This is a genomic window from Bradyrhizobium sp. USDA 326 (assembly GCF_049739485.1).
Taxonomy (GTDB): Bacteria; Pseudomonadota; Alphaproteobacteria; order Rhizobiales; family Xanthobacteraceae; genus Bradyrhizobium.
Genome location: NZ_JBMGQA010000001.1, coordinates 1,728,021 through 1,744,030, shown reverse-complemented (window position 1 = coordinate 1,744,030; position 16,010 = coordinate 1,728,021). Strand labels below are relative to the sequence as shown.

Sequence of the window (16,010 nt, the reverse complement as noted above, 5' to 3'; positions counted from 1 at the left end):
CTCAAGCCAAACATCAGGTTTGGTGAAATTAACGTGTCGCGATCATAAGTCGCAAAGAGGTGGGTTGCAACCGGGTACAAACCATTGCATGATCCGTGGTGGGTCGGCTGGATTGGGAAGGTGTTCACGGCGAAGCCACAGGCCGGGCAGGAGATTTCCATCCTGCATCCCACATGAGGGGTAATAATGCTGTTCGCCGCATCGCCATGCCGCATTGCAATACTGCACGTGAGCGCGCGGCGTATGCGCGGGATGCTGTTGCTTCCAGCCAGTGCATTGCTCCTCTGCGCCCCGCCCGGCGTCGAACAGCGTGCCTCGGCACAGAGCAGCGAACGCATTGTCGTTGCGCCTCCTACCGCGCTGACGCAACGGCCGCGCACTGGCACGGTACCCTCTCCGTTCTTTGCCGGGACAGTTACCGCAATCGGTGGCGAGGCGCGCATCGAGTTCAAGATCGACTACAGCAATGCCACGATCTACAATCCAGAGACCAACAAGAACGATCCGGTACGGCTGCGCAGTTATCGCGACCTCCACGAAACGGCGGCGCCTGCGATCCCATTCGTTGCGCCTACCATCGAGGTCGCGCCGGGCGAAACTGTGCGCATCACGCTCAAGAATGACCTGCCATCGTCTGACTCGAACTGTCCGGCGTCGATGCCTGACATCAACGTTCCGCACTGCTTCAACCGCACCAATCTGCACGCCCACGGACTCTGGGTGAGTCCGACGGGAAATAGCGACAATGTCCTGCTGAGCATCGCTCCATCGGTGAGCTTTGAATACGAATACAACATATCGCTCGATCATCCCGCCGGCACGTTCTGGTATCATCCGCATTTGCACGGATCGACCGCCTTGCAAGTGTCAAGCGGAATGGCCGGATTTCTTATCGTGAGAGGATCGCGGCTCCCGAGCGCGCAGACAAGCGGCGATGTCGATACGCTTCTGAAGGGCACCGACGGCCTGCCGTTTACAGAGCGGCTCGTGCTGCTGCAGCAAATTCAATACGCATGCCGCGATGCTTCCGGAGCCGTTCAAGAGACCGCGACGGGCAAGTATGTCTGCCAGCCGGGTCAGGTCGGTGAGATTGAAGGATACGACCAGTTCGGGCCCACAACATGGCCGAAGTCAGGTCGCTTTACCACGATCAACGGTCAAGTAGCTCCGGTTTTTACGGGCGCGCAAGTTGGGCGCATTGAGCGCTGGCGAATTGCTCACGCCGGCGTACGCGACACCGTCCAACTGCAATTCAAGAAAATGCGACACGGTGCGCCCGACTTCGCATCGCTCGACCCGACCCAGCAACTGAACTGGATCGAGCAGAATTGCATTGGCGCTCGCCTACCCCAATTTGGGTTCGCCAGTGACGGCCTCACGCGAGCAAGCATCAGCGAGCGTGATACCACCGTGCTGCAGCCCGGCTATCGGGAAGATCTCTTGATGGTCTTCCCGGAGGCGGGGGATTATTGCGTTCTTGATGACATGGCGGGTCCGTCCGGCACCGTGAATGCCACAACGAAAATCCGGAAGTTTCTCGCGCGCGTAAATGTCGCCATGGGTCAAGCGGTGGGCGCCGACGCCAAGGCGTTTCTCCGGGCAGAATTGATGGCGGCCGCCAACCGTACCATGCCGGAAACGATCCGACAGAAGGTGCGGGACGATCTTGCCAATGATATGCGGCTCTTCTCTTTCGTGCCCCATCCAGATGTAGCAGATTCCGAAGTCAAGGGACGCCAGACGCTTCAGCTTAAGATCGACGTCAGTTCCGGCCTCAAGTTTTTGGTCGATGGTAAGGCTTACGATGCCACGCGGATTGATCGAACCTTGCCGCTGGGAAGCGTAGAAGAATGGACTCTGACGTCAGGTACTAGCCCCCCGGTCGGACACCCATTCCACATCCATGTGAACCCATTCCAGATCGTGAAAATTCTTGATCCGGGCGGCAACGATATCAGCAGCGCAGGCGAGAGCAACGATCCTCAATACGCCAACCTTAAGGGAGTCTGGAAGGACACGCTGTTCGTCAAGCCCGGCTATCAGGTTGTCATCCGAACGCGCTATCGCCGTTACATTGGTGATTTCGTCCTGCATTGTCATATCCTGGATCATGAGGATCAAGGGATGATGCAAAACGTCCGCATCGCTGTTCCTAATGGGGCCGGGGGTGTAGTGACGAATCATCATTAGAACTGTTGTCGCGCAGTCAAGAAGTTTAGAGCTTTCGTTTCCATGAGAAGAGGCCCGACCGTCGGCAGTCGTGATCGCCGCAAGATGTTTTACACCATGTTCTGATGTGCAGGTTTGGCGCCCCGGGGGCGCGCATGTGTTGAGGAGGAAAAATGCCATTTTTCAATCGCTGGCTTTCGGCATCAATCGCGCTGCTCCTGGTCGCATCACTTGCCCATGCGGCAGATCTCCGCACGAGAAAATCCATCGATGACCTCTCGGCCGACGAACTCGAAACGTACATCCATGCGGTCAAGAAGGTGCGCGACAAGAGTACTACAAGACCCGCTTGTGCAGTTCAGCTACGCGCATATGGCCGGGCTGCACAATATACCCGCGCTTTTCAGCGGTGCGTGCATGCACCACACCTACAATTTCTGGGCTTGGCATCGCGCGCACCTGATCAATTATGAGGATGCGCTACGGGCAAGTGATCCGCCGCGAACCGCAAACGTAATGGTTCCCTATTGGGATTGGACCAAGAAGCCGAGCGGCAAGCGATTTCCTGTCGTCTTTGAGAATGATACAGCCGCAGTGACAGCCCACTATGGGCGTCCCATCGATCCGGCACTGCTGACGATTCTAACCAGTCCTCCGCGCAACTCAGCGCCGAGTCAGCCATGGTTCCCGTGGCCGGTCGTGTCCACGGCAGCTCGAACAGGGATGGCCTCCTTTTTGGGTACGGCGTCGGATGGCGGCGATTTTGAGAAAGATATCCACGACGCGATGCATGGCTTCGTAGGCGGTGCGCTTTGCTGCCCGTCTTCGGCAGCGGACGATGTGATCTTCTGGTCGTTTCATACGTTCTTCGATGTGGTCTGGTGGTGGCGCCAGCAATCGATCACCGACGTGCCGCCATGCGAGGATTGCGTTCTGAACGGCATGATGCCGCAGACAGCGCTGCGTCCAGATGGGCCGACAATGGCCAAGAACGTGACCAACGCCGCAGCGCAACTCGGTTATACATACCAGTTCACGCCTGATGCGGCTCCGGTCGTGCTGGCATCGACCTATAGCGATCGGCTACCGGTCCTGGCCGAACTTTCGTTGCAAAAGCCGGCCTTAGTGCGCGAATTTTCGGTGAACGTTCCAGCGAGCACTTCCGGTAAAATCACAGTCGCGCTTCAGCAGGTGGCCGCTCCGGCCGATATAGCCTATATGGCGTTTGTGTACGTTTATCCCCGAGGAGCGGCGTTCACCCCCGCGGACGCGCAATTTCGGAACCGCTATCTCGTTGGTCACGTCGCGCGCTGGCCCAGCCAGCATGCGCAGGCAGGTCATGCGGACTCCAGTGACTATTTGATTTCGGTCGACCTCGCTTCGTATCCCGCTGTGCAGGCAGCAGCCAACGGTCCGCTCACTGTTTCGGTTGCGATCCATCCGCAGGCGCAAAAAGGGGGGCCCGCTCCGTTGGCGCCACAGGCGGATGCCGATTTAGAGCGCAACACAAAGATTGGGTCAGTGTCGTTCAAATAGCAACAATCTGAGTATATTCTGATGTCAGTCCCCCCCTACTTCGAATTGCACATCAAGCCCATGTTTCGCGCTATCGATCGCGACCACATGCTGTGGAAGCTTGACCTCTGGGACTACGACAAGGTCGTGGCTTTGGCTCCGCGGATTGCGGAAATGCTGAGGAAGCCTCCTCCGAATTCCATGCCCACCAAGGCTTCGGGCGGTCCATGGCCTGAAGGATGGATTCAGGTTTTTGAGGCGTGGGCTGCGCAAGGCTTTCAGCGGCTGCAGCGAACTGATGGTCAGTATTCCGCGCGGAGGCTCGGCAATGGGCAGGTCATGGTGAACGTCTCAGTCCAATTGCAGAACGGCGGCGCGGATGCCTGGCTGGAGCGCGAACAGTCATTGTCGCCGACCGACGTAGAATATACGCTGTGCCTAAGACCCGCCCCGCAAGGCGTCAACGAAGCGCCGCGGACCAATCAGTTCACCGAGATGCTGGGATCAACGGTTCAACAGGTGTTCATCACGGATGCAACCGGGCGCCGCAACATCGTAATCCAGACTTGATGCATATTCGGCGATCTCTCGAGGCGCAGACAGAATGAATTCGATACACGCGGGCGAGGTGGCTGCAGCGAGCACTCAGACTTTTGGGTGGGAGAGACTCGGTGCCCAACGATGACGACTACGCCATCGTCGTAGGCATCGCCACGTATGCCAGCTACCAGGCCATCGATGCGGCTGAGGGCGATGCGAGAGATTTTGCGAAGTGGCTGTGCGACCCCCAGGGTGGTGATCTGCCCAAAAAAAACGTCAGTTTGGTTCTTCTTCTCTCCAGCGATCTGCCGCCGCAACTACGGATCGGCCGTCCGATAAGAGACGACGTGGAAGACGAATTCATCAAGCTTTTGAATAACCGAGTTGGCCGCATAGGACGTCGGTTCTACTTCTATTTTTCAGGACATGGCTGTGCACCGTCCTATGACGAGATTGCGCTGATCATGGCGAACTCTTCGAAGGGCGTACCGAACCGCAATATTGGAGCGCGGCTATACGCGGCAACTCTTGTAGAGCGCGCCAACTTCGATGAACTGGTGTTTTTCCTAGATTGCTGTCGCGGTGTCGACGATACGGTCGACCCGCAACAGCCGCCGTTCAAGCGGCCTCAGCCTGCAGTCGACTACACGAATGTCAAATTGACGGTCGCGGTAGGCAGCCAGATTGGGCAACTCTCAAACGCGCCGGACTCCCCGACCCAACGCAGTTTTTTCACCGAATTTCTTCTTGAGGGCTTGCGAGGCGCGGCAGCGGCCGGCGATCAATCGATTTCGGTAGAGTCGCTGATGCAGTACGTCAAGCCAAAGGTCACTGCGAAAGCACTCAACTACGGCAAGCGGCAGGTTCCTGAACTTGCAAAGCCCGCCGAAATCATTTTTCGAAAGGGAATAAACAATCAGCGACTCATCACGTTGGGGATCAAGCCGGGCTGGCCGAGGCCGATTGAACTACAGCGAGGCGATGGTACGCTGATCCGGCGCAGCAACGTTGGTGACACGAAACTGCAGGCGGTGCTAGCCCCGGGGCTTTATCAAATTGTATTCCTTGGCGACTCCGCAACCGGGGAACCGGACGTCCGCCAGATCATTCGAATCAACTTCGGTACGACCGGCGCTGCCGCAGAACTCGATCACCAGAGGACAGTCGAATATAATGTCTGATCCGATCCCGACGTCAGGTTCTATTCCGTTGACTATCGAAGGACCGACGGCGGGAGCGGAACTCGGCGTCTACGATTCCTCTTTCAAGCTCTTGAAGTGTGGCGTCGGAGAACTGAGGGCGGATCTAGCTCCTGGGCTTTACGATCTCGAAGCGAAGATCGCCGGCAGTTCCGAACGCAAGAGTGTCATGCTTGGTGAGACCGCAGTGAAGATCGCCGCCAGCGATTGGCAACTCCAATACCGGACGTCCGCACCACTTCCGCGCTCTTCGATATTGCGCGAAGGCCATGATACGGCCGCGCAACGCTACAGCACCACCGTAACACTCCGCGCTGGTCCCGAAGGACCCTGTCGGCTTTTGGTTTTTGGGCGTGTCCTGGTGCGGGGAGAGGACGAGCAGTGGGTAAAGACGACAGACCCGTTCTGGCGCGAAATTAGACTTACCGACACTGCGGGTCACCAAGTTACCGATTTTTCAAGCGGAGTAATGAGCAATCTGGACGAGGGTTGGTGCGCGTTGAGCGTCGATCTGGCAGAGGGCGGATATATCCTTTCCGCGCCGGCACCCGACGGAGGCGAATACTGCCTGCCGCTTTGGTTGCAGCCTAACTATGGGACCTTCGTCTTCTTTCCCGTTTTTCGCCAGATTGCGTTGGACGGTTGCTCGATTGTGATGGCCCCCAAATCGGAGGGATTTGTACCGGAGCGTCAAACCGAAGCGGAATACGGCGACACGCTACTTGGCGGTTTTCGCCGCGCCAAGATTTTGGTTAACGAACCGGCCGTTCGGCAAATGCTGGATCGCAAGTTCTACAATCCATTTGCGGCCATCATCGCGGCTTACGCCCTCCTGCAGAGAACCGATCGTCCCGTTGACGTCGATCTGATGCGAACCGTGGTTTCAAATTTGCGCTCGGCCCTTGGCAGCCGTCACCCGGATATTATTGCGCTTTCGTCGATGCTTTTTCGCATCGATCCGGCTAGTCAAACCGACGAGTACCAGTTGTCATTTCCGCCTAATCTCCGTATCGGTTTCGACGCGGTTCGTGCCCGCTCGGCAGTGGTACCCGCTGTTCTTCAATTGAATCCCGTCGTTTCGGAAGCATTGCAAAATTTGCTGCCCGGTCAATACACGGTCTGGCGCCGAGACGCCGCCGGAAGCGGCCCGTTCCTAAGCAAGGTGGCAGAACAAGCCGGAAGGCTGCTGCAGAAAGTACCAGGCCTTGTGCAGAACCTTCTGAAGGCGCCGCCGGCGACGCCCGACCTCAATGCTGCAGTTCAGCGCTTTGAGACGTGGATCCGCGACAAGGATACGACGCAATTGGCGTCTGACCTCGGTCTGCCGCCCGCGCTGGTCGAGAGTGCCAAGGACAAGACACAGCGGTTGCTCCGCGCGGCTCAAAATTTTCCGCAAAGCAGCGCCGGTCAAGCTTTGCAGCGGTTGCCGACAACTGCGGCTGAGGCTATTGGCTCCATTATCCTGAATGCTGCCGACGCTGGGTTATCACGTCAGCCTGTGTCGGATCGCGACCGGCAAACGATCGGCTCCATTGTGGATTTGTGGATTCCTGAAGACACAGAGAGAAACCTGCAAGCCTCAACGGCCGCTCGAAGCAAGCGGCGGATGGTGCTGCTGAGCGGTACTGCATTGAAGGCGTGCGAACTGCTGGGGCGCGATACGCCCGAGGCCGACGATGCCATGCTGCTGGCCGGCATGCTGGGTGGGCTAGCGACGGGCTTTTTTCCGTTTCTGCTGGTCGGACGCAAACTTGAAATAAGAATACGATCAGGCTGGTTCGTGAAACTCAAGGCCCAGGACTATCGCGGTACGATCTCAGCGACGCCGCTGGGAGCAAAACTTGAAGGCCGTATTTCGCAACTGTTGTATGGCCGCTGGTATGGCTACGGGCCGGTCGAGGCGGAAGCGTTCGTGCCCGTCGCCGTGAAGGGTGACATCAATGCTCGCTTTCTCAATCTCCAAGACGAATATTGGGCGATGGCAATCGACGAACTAGATGCAGCTCTTGTCGGCGATCAGGAAATTGACAAAACAAGTCCGGCAGCGCTCGAGACGTGGAAAGCGGGACGATTGATCGATCTCGCGTCGGCGATCGATCATGCCGCCTACAGTTTTGTCGATATTGTTAGGGATGCTGATGATCCGCGCAATCTTTCCCGAACGTCAGCGTTGAACAGCCTCCGAGAAGCAATCAGACCGCTACGCGAAAACGTGCAAGCTTCTATCGAAACGGTGCCGGGGACTACCGTGGCGCCTTCACTTGGGCCGCTCCGGCTATCCTTGGCGGCGCCCGTTAGCCCAATCGGAGCTAAACGCTAAGCGCCGGGTATTGCTTCAATCGCTGCGGCCAAAGCTTGCTCACAGTCGATCATGCCGGCACCCACACAGGTCTGGGGTCCGGAAAGCTTTTTCGCCGTCTTACGGATGATGTCAGCCACCTGAGCAGGCTTGAGTTGGCTATTTTTTGAAAGCATCAGCGCGGCAAGTCCCGCGACCTGAGGACACGCACCGCTTGTTCCCCACCATTCCATCACTTGGTAGCCGTCTTTCCAGACGACCTCACCGAACGTTGGGCTGACCACGTCGGGTTTCTTGAACTGATCGGCCCACTCGCCGGGGCCTCGGCTCGAATTGGTGTGCTTGCTTGGGATCGTCTGATTGGAGCCATTGCGATCGACGGTGCCGACCGAAATGACCCGGTCGTGGGAGTTCACGCTCCAGATCGTGTTGGGGGTATCCCCCTCCGGTTTATGCTGGCACACATCCACGTGATTGTTGCCTGCGGCGAAGACCACGGTGATGTCTGCATCAATCGCGGCCAGTATGTTCCTTAGATAGGGATGGTCCTGCTGCATGACGCTGTTTGACGCGCATTGATACAGTCCATAGCTGTTTGAGATAACGAGCGGGCCGCTGATCGTGCCGGTCTTCTTGGCGTTGATGAGCTCGTCGTAGATGAGGAACAAGTCGGTCGCGGAGAAGTCGGTCCGTACCGCAATCAGTTTTGCTTCCGGAGCGACCCCGTCATACTTGCCTCCGTCGGCGACGGAACCAACGGCGATCGCCGCGCACATGGAGCCGTGTCCAACCTCATCGGTCCAGTGGTTGCTGTGAGCGGCACTCGGAATATCGAGGTCCAGTCGCCGGGCCGGGCCGAATTCCTTCAAGCTTTTGGTGACGCCGGTGTCTATGATCGCTACGGTGACGCCAGCTCCCTTCGTCGTCGACCACGCTTGGGGCGCGCGGATCATTGTTGTAACTTCCGCAAGATTTCCCCCTGCGGGCGAAAGTAGCGGCCCCGGTTTCTTAATCCAGAATTGCGACTGCGGATCTCGCGGAATTCCGGGATCGAAGATTTGAAACTGGACGTCTTCGTAGAGTTCAGAACCCTCAGCGATGAGTTGATTCGCCGTTTCCGGACTTAAGGTCGCAATGGTCGTGTCAGGGTGGGTCCGAGAAGGCCTGATTGATGCTGTTTCGGTGCCAATCCCTGTCTCAATCCCCTTGGTAACGATGCGATCTCTCGCCAGCGCAGGTCGGTCCTTGGGTGCTACGATGAAATACCGCTTCATGTTGCCTCTCTGACAGTTCGTTCGAAGGCGCAACGCAATCTTGCAACACCGAACAGGAACGTTGAACAGTTGGATTCATTGTAACGGTGCGGGCATTGTGGGGTATAGTCGATGTGCACGGCCCAAGACGGCAGGAGCCATATGTTTCTCACTTTTGAAACCGATCAAGCTAGGGATGATTTCTTGCATATGGTCGCGCAGGATAATCCGCTGTTGTACGCCAAGCTTCGGTCGGCCAAATCTCAGCCTGTCATTGTCGCCAGAGATTTCACCGCAGAAGAGGAGGCATGGATCAGGAGCAAGGTGGGAGAGACGACAAAGGTCCATGGCGACGTTCATTTCTCACCTTTCTAGCGCTCACAATCCGTTGCAACATTGGTTGTCCGGGATAGCCCCATCCGAAAGTTTCAAAATATCTTGACCAGTTCAGCTCGATCAATATGTCCCTCGGTTGGAATGCTTATGGGGGCACTTGTTGTACTTTCACCAAATGCACCGAGCAGGTGGTGCGCTCGCTTCTCTTTTTCCTCGAAATGGAATCGAGTAGACGAAATCTGTTTGAAGATAGAACGGCTTTCCATCCTTCTTGAACCATTCTGGATCTGGCACGCCCCGTTCCATCAGAAGCTTGTCGGTGCCTGGCTCAAATGCCTTTTCGCCGATCAGTCCCTTGCATACCACCGGATCCAAACCCAACGCAGGTAATGCCGGAGTCATCGCACACAACGCCCTCGCCTGCGCGGCGGGCAGAGGGGTGTTCTGCGAAATCGTTGCCGTCGCGTGGCACGTGATGCAAGACGACCGCTGAAAGGCGAATTCGACAAAGTGGTCCGACAGCATCGTGGCCGTTCCATCCGTACGCGTGAACTCAGTTTGAGTGCCGCCGGGCCGATAATTTTCCCAAACGGTGCCTTTGACCATAAGGGGCATCCCGAATGTGTCGGGTGTCTCAAATGTGTTAGACGGGTTGTCCTTGTGATGAAAGGTCGCCCAGAACCAGTTGGGAACATCTTTTGTGAGGATGTGCAAAGTCACGAGGCCGTATTTCTTTCCCTGATACTCAGCCGTGTAATAGGTCTGCTGCTTGTCGACGGGAATTAGTCGCTCAGCAAAATCGATCCACGCGGCCTTGACTTCGATGGAGTCCGGCGGAAATTGGATCGCACTCTTCGTGCCGTCTTCAACGGCCTTCGCGTAACGTTGCTGACCATCCCGGCTGAACAAGCATTCTCGCCGAACGAACTCGTAGGTGCTGCGGTTAAGTCGCGTTTCGCCGAAACCTCCGGAATCATGGAATATGCCGTCAGTCGGCGAAAACAGGATTCCGGGGCGCCCCGCGCCGACGAGAGGTTGAAGCTGCGGCACCTTGCCGGGCTTTTCGTCTGGCAGGGAAGTATCGTTCCACTCCGGAGGTTCTCTCCCGTCGCTCAGGTAGACCTCCGAGTCTGCATTGCGCCAGGTTTCCCAAACGGAAGTACTGCCGGGAGAGCCAAAGGGGCGAGTGCAGTCCGGCACGCCGCGCCCGAACTTCTTGTCCTTTGCAGGGTGATTGAGCATGACGAATAAATTCCAAGCATGCTTGCTTGGCCAATCCAACGCGTCCGACCTCGCAGGTATCGTTCTGCAATAATTTTCGGGCGCCGCAATCGCGGCGGTAGCCAGCAACATTGCATGGAGAAAGACAAACCCGGCCAGCAGTCGCATCGGCTTGATCATTGCCATTCTCCTTGTCAGCCGTTTTCAGGCGAACCTGCGGCCAGCCATGCATGGATGTCGGAAAGTATTTGCTGCCCAGTCACGACAGTGCCGTCGGCAAGCGTGATCGAATAGTTGGAATCGGAAACAAACGGCCCCGTTTTCGGCATTTGGGGCATCGCGCACCACCCCTGCTGCAGAATTTGGTAAAACGCCGACTTGGTGGGATCGATTTTATCGATGATGGGGACAGGCGCGCCTCCGCAGCGCTTGTTCGGAACGTCGCCCGCAGCGAACTTTTCAAATGTCGTCTGCCAGAAGAGCCCGTGCAGACTGTTGTTCGCGTCAAGGTTTGCTTTCTGGGCGATCTTGTCGAGATACTCCTGAAGACGCAGAAAGGTTATTGCCACGCCAGCCCTCCTTGCGAACACGATGTGCCAAGATCAAACCTACCATTCAATTGTAAATTGTCTAGGATGAAGTTGCAGGTGGGAGGCGAGTCCTGCACGTATAGCAAATTCGTAGCGAGCGTTCGGCGTTCCACGCGGCCGAGCGCCGAATGAAGCAGCGGCCGCAACCCGTCGCCGATGCAGCAACGTCCGCTAGCCGGCGCGCCCAAAGAAGTGCCTTGCCGAGCAATCGGGGCGGCCTAGGTCAGTTCGTCCCACTTGATCGGGCACTTCGGTGTCATGGGAATCACACCCATAACGGGCGGTTTTGGAAAATACTGCGTCGTAACTTGCACTTCCTTGGCGCGCTCGTCGTCGAACAGCAGGGAAATGAGTTTTAGCGCTTCATCGAGGCCAGCGGAGATGCCGCCACCGGTCAACCGGTTACCGGAAGCATTTTGTGAGACCACAAAGCGCGGATGGGTGATGTCCACCTTGATGCGCGGGAATTGCTGCAGACATTCGGTGAAATACCAGTGGGTGGTCGCCTCGTGGTTGTCCAGCAGTCCTGCACGCGCGAGCAACAGCGCACCCTCGCACACCGAGCAAACCCATTTTGCTTTGGATGCGACCTGGCGAAGATACTGCAGATAAGGAGAGTTGGGATTATTCATGATGGCTTGCAGTGCAACGGGATCACCGCCGGGGACCCACACGATATCGAGGGCCGGCATCTGAGCGAAACTCGCCTGCGCCTCAAAACGCACGCCGTTTATGGATGTCACGGCGTGGCCGTCTTCAGAGATCAGGGTCGACCGCAAATCGCCATTGTCATGGCCCGCCCAATAGAACATTTCGAGTGGACCGGCGACGTCGAGCAGATTGACGCCTTCATAAATCGGTATTCCCAGGTTCATGGCGAAACCTCTCTGATGCTGCTGCACCCCGTGGTCCCATCAAATCACGGATGCCGAATCGATATCAATCCGTTGCGGATATGCTGAGGATGCTGGAAGCGAAGCGCTTGAGGAGTTTCACTTCTGCGTCGAAAACGGAACGAGCAGCCCTTGGCCAGCATTCAACCGAGGTATATCGGCGGCGTTCGCTTAAAAGAACGCGTTCGAAATCCACCGAGCAAATAGTTATGCCTCTCCAGCCTATGCAAGATCGGGTCCTTGCCGAAAAGCATAAGTGTCTGCCGTCGATCTTCTGCGGCACCGTACGGCATTGTTGCACGCATGAAGTTCGTACCCATCACGGCGGCAGCCGTAAGTCCCAGACTGCGGGCGGTGAACTGAATTTGCTGAAGACGTTCGGCACGGCTGCAAAGAAGCTCCCGGGACGGAACCGGCAGCGCGGTACCCCGGCGGCGGCTACGGCGTCTCCTCACCACTCTCGGGGTCTCGGTGACGTATGGGATTTTATCGGTAATATAGAGTGCCGACTGCGCAGCGGATGGATGCCCGCTCACAAGACGTACCGGTCCCCGAGAAGCCGTTCCATTGAACCAGACAGGTTTGTCGTTCGGCAGAGCGAGCTGGCCAATATGGCCGTTTTCGGCCTTCACGGCGAGCACGACGGTGCTCGAGTCTTCGACGACGAACTGCAGGTCGGGATGGTCGATCCGGCATTTGGCATTCGGCTTTGGTTGACTCCTCGGGATAAGCGTCGCGCATGCGCACAACGGTCGGTCCCGGAATGGAAACAGTTGATCCGTTGGGAGTCGTAAAATTCGGGATGAAACCGCTCCTGAAAACCTAGGTGAAAGTATCGGTGGCGCAGTACAATTTGTGCAATGCTGGGTAGCATACACGGCCGTGAAGATTCTGCAACGCTTGGCCGCCCGCTATTGCGGTTCAGGCAGATTAGGCGTGAGGAGCACGTTCTGACAGATGTTGAGCAGGCCGAGGAAGAGGCCTGGGAGCGGAAGAGGGATCGCGCGGCGAGGCGGAATTCTTGGGACGACGTATTCTGTAACAGGCCCGCTTTCCCGAGTGGGACTTTCATCCGACCGCCAACTCTCATTTAAACTCGAACAGGTCTATGTGTTCCGCGGCTCTGCATTGCGCCGCAGTTTCCGCGACGCCAAGGTGTAGCGGCTTGAGCATATGGCGAGTGACATCGCTGTAGGCCTCGCGGCGCTTGTAGCAGCGAAAACGGAAGAGTGGCTTGGGCGCGAAGCGGAGCAGCGGAGAATCGAAGAGGAGCGTCGTCGCCGCGAACTGGATGCGCGCATCAAGCATATAGAGGATCGCCGTACCACTTGGGCGAGAGAGACGGAGCGGCTATTCGACGACGATGCCGATCGCGATTTCACGCCATCCAGATGGTGCTAAGCGACCATACGGGCGAGTGTACCCATAAGTTGTGGGCTGCGCACCTGGCGGCAGCGCTCCAGGCGCCGGACCACAAGCCCTTTGATACCTTGCAGAAGATCACGCTCAATTACCCCAATCGAGGAATCAGCCGTGAGCAACCGTGTAATTGGGGTAGTCGAGTGGGACACTTGTGCACCAGACGAGTAGTCTGCCGATCACATTGAAGCTGCGAAGGTTTCCGGGGCGTAAACGGAAAGTGGGGCGCTACTTGGGGACTGTAATAAGTGATCATTCGTGATCATCACGATACGTCACGAGGCATCAGTTTAGCGAAGGCAGCTGCACCGTAACTCTAAATGGACATCTGCCATAATGGGCACGGCGGAGTGATCTTGGATGAACTTAGTCACAGCATCCGGGGGCTTGCGATTCTCAAAACCTCCGGTGTGTTTAAGGAAGAGGGAGGCTCCTTCTACGAAATCGCCTCGCAGATCGGTAGCCTTACAGCATTCAGCATATCGCAGTGTTTGGGAGCCACAGCAGCAAAGCTCATCGTCCTGGCACTCCCGCTGGCGGTAGTAGGCTTCCGCGCGTGGATCTGCGCCAATGATTCCATACTGCTTTCCCGGCCATCGGCCGCATATTTCTAAATGGAGGTGCCGAAGAGCCCAAACCGTGTAGAGATCGAAGAGAGTACTAAGGTCGCCACCCTCGATCCAAACTCCGTCGTTGGGCGAGAACGCACAAATTGAACCGTCCCAGAAGTTTGTGTGACGCGGGCCGATCCAGCGCGCCGGCTCGGCCGCATCAGTCCAAAAGCCCCACGCGCGCGGCAATAAACCCGCTCGGTATGGAAGGGCTAAGAGAAATATGGCTTTTCGCTGCAAGCCCGAAATTACCGAGCTTTTGGCGAGAAGCCACATTCCGTCTTTGTCTGCGAAAGTCTGAAGAGTGGGATACGCCTCAGCAAGGCGGATCACTTGATCTTCGTAAGCGGCACGCAGGTCGCCGCCGATCCATGATGAGGAACGGGCCGCCCATGATCGACCGGCCGTCCCTTGTCGTCGGGCGGCCCCTTTCCGTGGTCGGGCTGAGGGTCCTCGCGTACTTTGTCGTTCATTACCAATCTCCTGAGTTGAAGTGAGCACCGGCAACTGGTCGTCGACGGTGATCAAGCCATGGACATGGACTCGGAGAGGCCGGTGTTGGTCCAATGCAGTTCCGACCTCATGCAACACGGCCCGGACGTCCTTCCCCAGGGAGGCTTCACCCAGAATCGGAAATGTGCGAGTCTTTATCACACGCACAGCCTGCGCCCGGTCGCCGGTTGTGTCAAGCCGTGCCATTCGCACAGAGGGAGCATGCCATCATTTGACGAAAAGCTGGTTCGAGCCATAAGGCGGAAACGAGAGGCTGAAGGTCTGAGCATCCGAGCGCTGTCAGCAGCCATCGGCGTCAGTTTTTCAACGCTCGCGAGAATCGAAAGAGGGGAAGGACTGCAGATAACAACTCCAAAATTCGACTTATGGAGTGGCTTGGTCCTGATGCCGAAGACGCCGGGCTCGGGTTCGATAAAGTCGCATTCGTGCACTTCCGAGCAGGCAAGAACGTTCGTTCGTTAACTGTCCGCACCCTGTTGAAAGCGGCTGAATGCCTGCGCCAAACTCTAGCGACTGGCGCTCACTGGCCTGGTCATCAGGACATTGATGACCACGCAAGTCCTCCCAGCGTGTCGCTGTCCAAAGAAGAGCTTGAGCAAGCCGCTGAAAAGTTCAGAGCGGATCTAGGGCTCTCGCGGGATGAGCCAATCGATAGCCTTCGCATCGAAGTGGATGGGGTGCAAGTTGTCCCTGCTGGGAGGACGAACTGCCTTGATGCGCAAACAGTGAGACATCTAAGGGGGATTGCCGGAGGCGAATGGTCTGCAATGACTATTCCGCTGGATGCTGACAATGAGAATTGGGTCGTGCTCTTGAATGACAGTCACACGATCGAGCGCCAACGCGTAACTCTATTGGAGGAGTACTGGCACATCCTTCTGGGCCACAAGCTCACAAAGATAGCCCGCGTAGCTGAATCATACGGCAGAACATACGACAAGACGGAGGAGCACGACGCTTATTATCTGGCTTCCGCAGTACTGCTCCCGAGGACGGCGGTTGTCGAAGCAGTAAGCAAGAAACGGACCTCGAACGAAATCGCGCAGACGTTCGGTACGTCGACCGAATTGGTTGAGTATCGAGTGAAGCGCCTTGGTCTCTGGCGTGAGCACACCGGTAAGCGGATCAAGTTGTCTCACGACTAACCGGATCTACCACTGACTTTCGATCGCCATGATATGCCTGAAGCGGCGCCGCTCTGCGGGCCTTGCCGTTTTGAGTTTCGGAAACCAGTCGCTCGATTCTGTAAAACCAAGTGCGTCCAACATACGCGTTCATGTGCCGGACCAATGCTGATCTCGATGAAATCGAGCCGAGGTTTCTCTTCGCAAAGCCTTTCGCCTCCTTTGTCAAATCTGACGTTGTTGCGCATGTCCCGTTTGTAGCCCGCTATCGGCGATAACGCCAAGTGGACCGCGCATTACTCTGGCGTCAACATTAGCCTCCCGATTC

15 protein-coding genes are annotated in these 16,010 nt (G+C 56.9%); 9 read left to right on the top strand and 6 right to left on the bottom strand.

All coding sequences use genetic code 11. The annotated features are described in order from the left end of the window. Positions 1–186 precede the first annotated feature (186 nt). The 5 genes from ABIG06_RS08365 to ABIG06_RS08345 all read left to right on the top strand — a co-directional run bounded on the left by ABIG06_RS08365 (position 187) and on the right by ABIG06_RS08345 (position 7,743). Positions 187–2,190, top strand: coding sequence for a multicopper oxidase family protein (locus ABIG06_RS08365; RefSeq protein WP_424578228.1), 2,004 nt, complete (start codon positions 187–189; stop codon positions 2,188–2,190). 330 nt (positions 2,191–2,520) lie between these two features. Then, positions 2,521–3,705, top strand: a complete 1,185-nt coding sequence (locus ABIG06_RS08360; protein WP_424578227.1) for a tyrosinase family protein — start codon at positions 2,521–2,523, stop codon at positions 3,703–3,705. 21 nt (positions 3,706–3,726) lie between these two features. Beyond that, the gene (locus ABIG06_RS08355; protein WP_424578226.1) at positions 3,727–4,254 is read left to right on the top strand and encodes a hypothetical protein; all 528 of its coding nucleotides are present in this window, start codon (positions 3,727–3,729) and stop codon (positions 4,252–4,254) included. Positions 4,255–4,355: 101 nt separating this feature from the next. Next, complete coding sequence (locus ABIG06_RS08350) at positions 4,356–5,405, top strand: caspase family protein (RefSeq protein WP_424578225.1); 1,050 nt, start codon at positions 4,356–4,358, stop codon at positions 5,403–5,405. After that, complete coding sequence (locus ABIG06_RS08345; RefSeq protein WP_424578224.1) at positions 5,398–7,743, top strand: hypothetical protein; 2,346 nt, start codon at positions 5,398–5,400, stop codon at positions 7,741–7,743. Before ABIG06_RS08350 ends, ABIG06_RS08345 begins: the two co-directional genes overlap by 8 nt. Here the strand turns inward: ABIG06_RS08345 and ABIG06_RS08340 are convergent. Beyond that, positions 7,740–8,996 (bottom strand): S8 family peptidase, encoded by a 1,257-nt coding sequence (locus ABIG06_RS08340; protein ID WP_424578223.1) that lies wholly within the window; start codon positions 8,994–8,996, stop codon positions 7,740–7,742. The genes ABIG06_RS08345 and ABIG06_RS08340 overlap by 4 nt on opposite strands. 141 nt (positions 8,997–9,137) lie before the next feature. On the opposite strand from ABIG06_RS08340, the gene ABIG06_RS08335 reads away from it, so the two are divergent. Beyond that, positions 9,138–9,350, top strand: coding sequence for a hypothetical protein (locus ABIG06_RS08335; RefSeq protein WP_424578222.1), 213 nt, complete (start codon positions 9,138–9,140; stop codon positions 9,348–9,350). A 129-nt stretch (positions 9,351–9,479) separates the two neighbouring features. Here ABIG06_RS08335 and ABIG06_RS08330 read toward each other — a convergent pair whose 3' ends face one another. From ABIG06_RS08330 to ABIG06_RS08315, 4 genes are all read right to left on the bottom strand, one after another. Next, positions 9,480–10,712 (bottom strand): hypothetical protein, encoded by a 1,233-nt coding sequence (locus tag ABIG06_RS08330; protein WP_424578221.1) that lies wholly within the window; start codon positions 10,710–10,712, stop codon positions 9,480–9,482. A 14-nt stretch (positions 10,713–10,726) separates the two neighbouring features. Then, positions 10,727–11,101 carry a hypothetical protein gene (locus tag ABIG06_RS08325; protein ID WP_424578220.1) on the bottom strand — a complete coding sequence of 125 codons (375 nt, stop codon included), beginning with the start codon at positions 11,099–11,101 and terminating at the stop codon, positions 10,727–10,729. Positions 11,102–11,340: 239 nt separating this feature from the next. Beyond that, complete coding sequence (locus tag ABIG06_RS08320) at positions 11,341–11,997, bottom strand: DJ-1/PfpI family protein (protein ID WP_424578219.1); 657 nt, start codon at positions 11,995–11,997, stop codon at positions 11,341–11,343. A 1,104-nt stretch (positions 11,998–13,101) separates the two neighbouring features. Then, positions 13,102–13,323: a hypothetical protein gene (locus ABIG06_RS08315; RefSeq protein WP_424578218.1), complete on the bottom strand. Its 222-nt coding sequence runs from the start codon at positions 13,321–13,323 to the stop codon at positions 13,102–13,104. A gap of 467 nt (positions 13,324–13,790) precedes the next feature. Between ABIG06_RS08315 and ABIG06_RS08310 the strand changes: the two genes are divergently transcribed. Next, the gene (locus ABIG06_RS08310) at positions 13,791–14,048 is read left to right on the top strand and encodes a hypothetical protein (protein WP_424578217.1); all 258 of its coding nucleotides are present in this window, start codon (positions 13,791–13,793) and stop codon (positions 14,046–14,048) included. 326 nt (positions 14,049–14,374) lie between these two features. Here the strand turns inward: ABIG06_RS08310 and ABIG06_RS08305 are convergent, their stop codons facing one another. Beyond that, positions 14,375–14,518, bottom strand: a complete 144-nt coding sequence (locus ABIG06_RS08305; protein WP_424578216.1) for a hypothetical protein — start codon at positions 14,516–14,518, stop codon at positions 14,375–14,377. Positions 14,519–14,576: 58 nt separating this feature from the next. Between ABIG06_RS08305 and ABIG06_RS08300 the strand changes: the two genes are divergently transcribed. Continuing rightward, complete coding sequence (locus tag ABIG06_RS08300) at positions 14,577–15,020, top strand: helix-turn-helix domain-containing protein (RefSeq protein WP_424578215.1); 444 nt, start codon at positions 14,577–14,579, stop codon at positions 15,018–15,020. After that, the gene (locus tag ABIG06_RS08295) at positions 14,924–15,703 is read left to right on the top strand and encodes an ImmA/IrrE family metallo-endopeptidase (RefSeq protein WP_424578214.1); all 780 of its coding nucleotides are present in this window, start codon (positions 14,924–14,926) and stop codon (positions 15,701–15,703) included. Before ABIG06_RS08300 ends, ABIG06_RS08295 begins: the two co-directional genes overlap by 97 nt. Positions 15,704–16,010 lie beyond the last annotated feature (307 nt).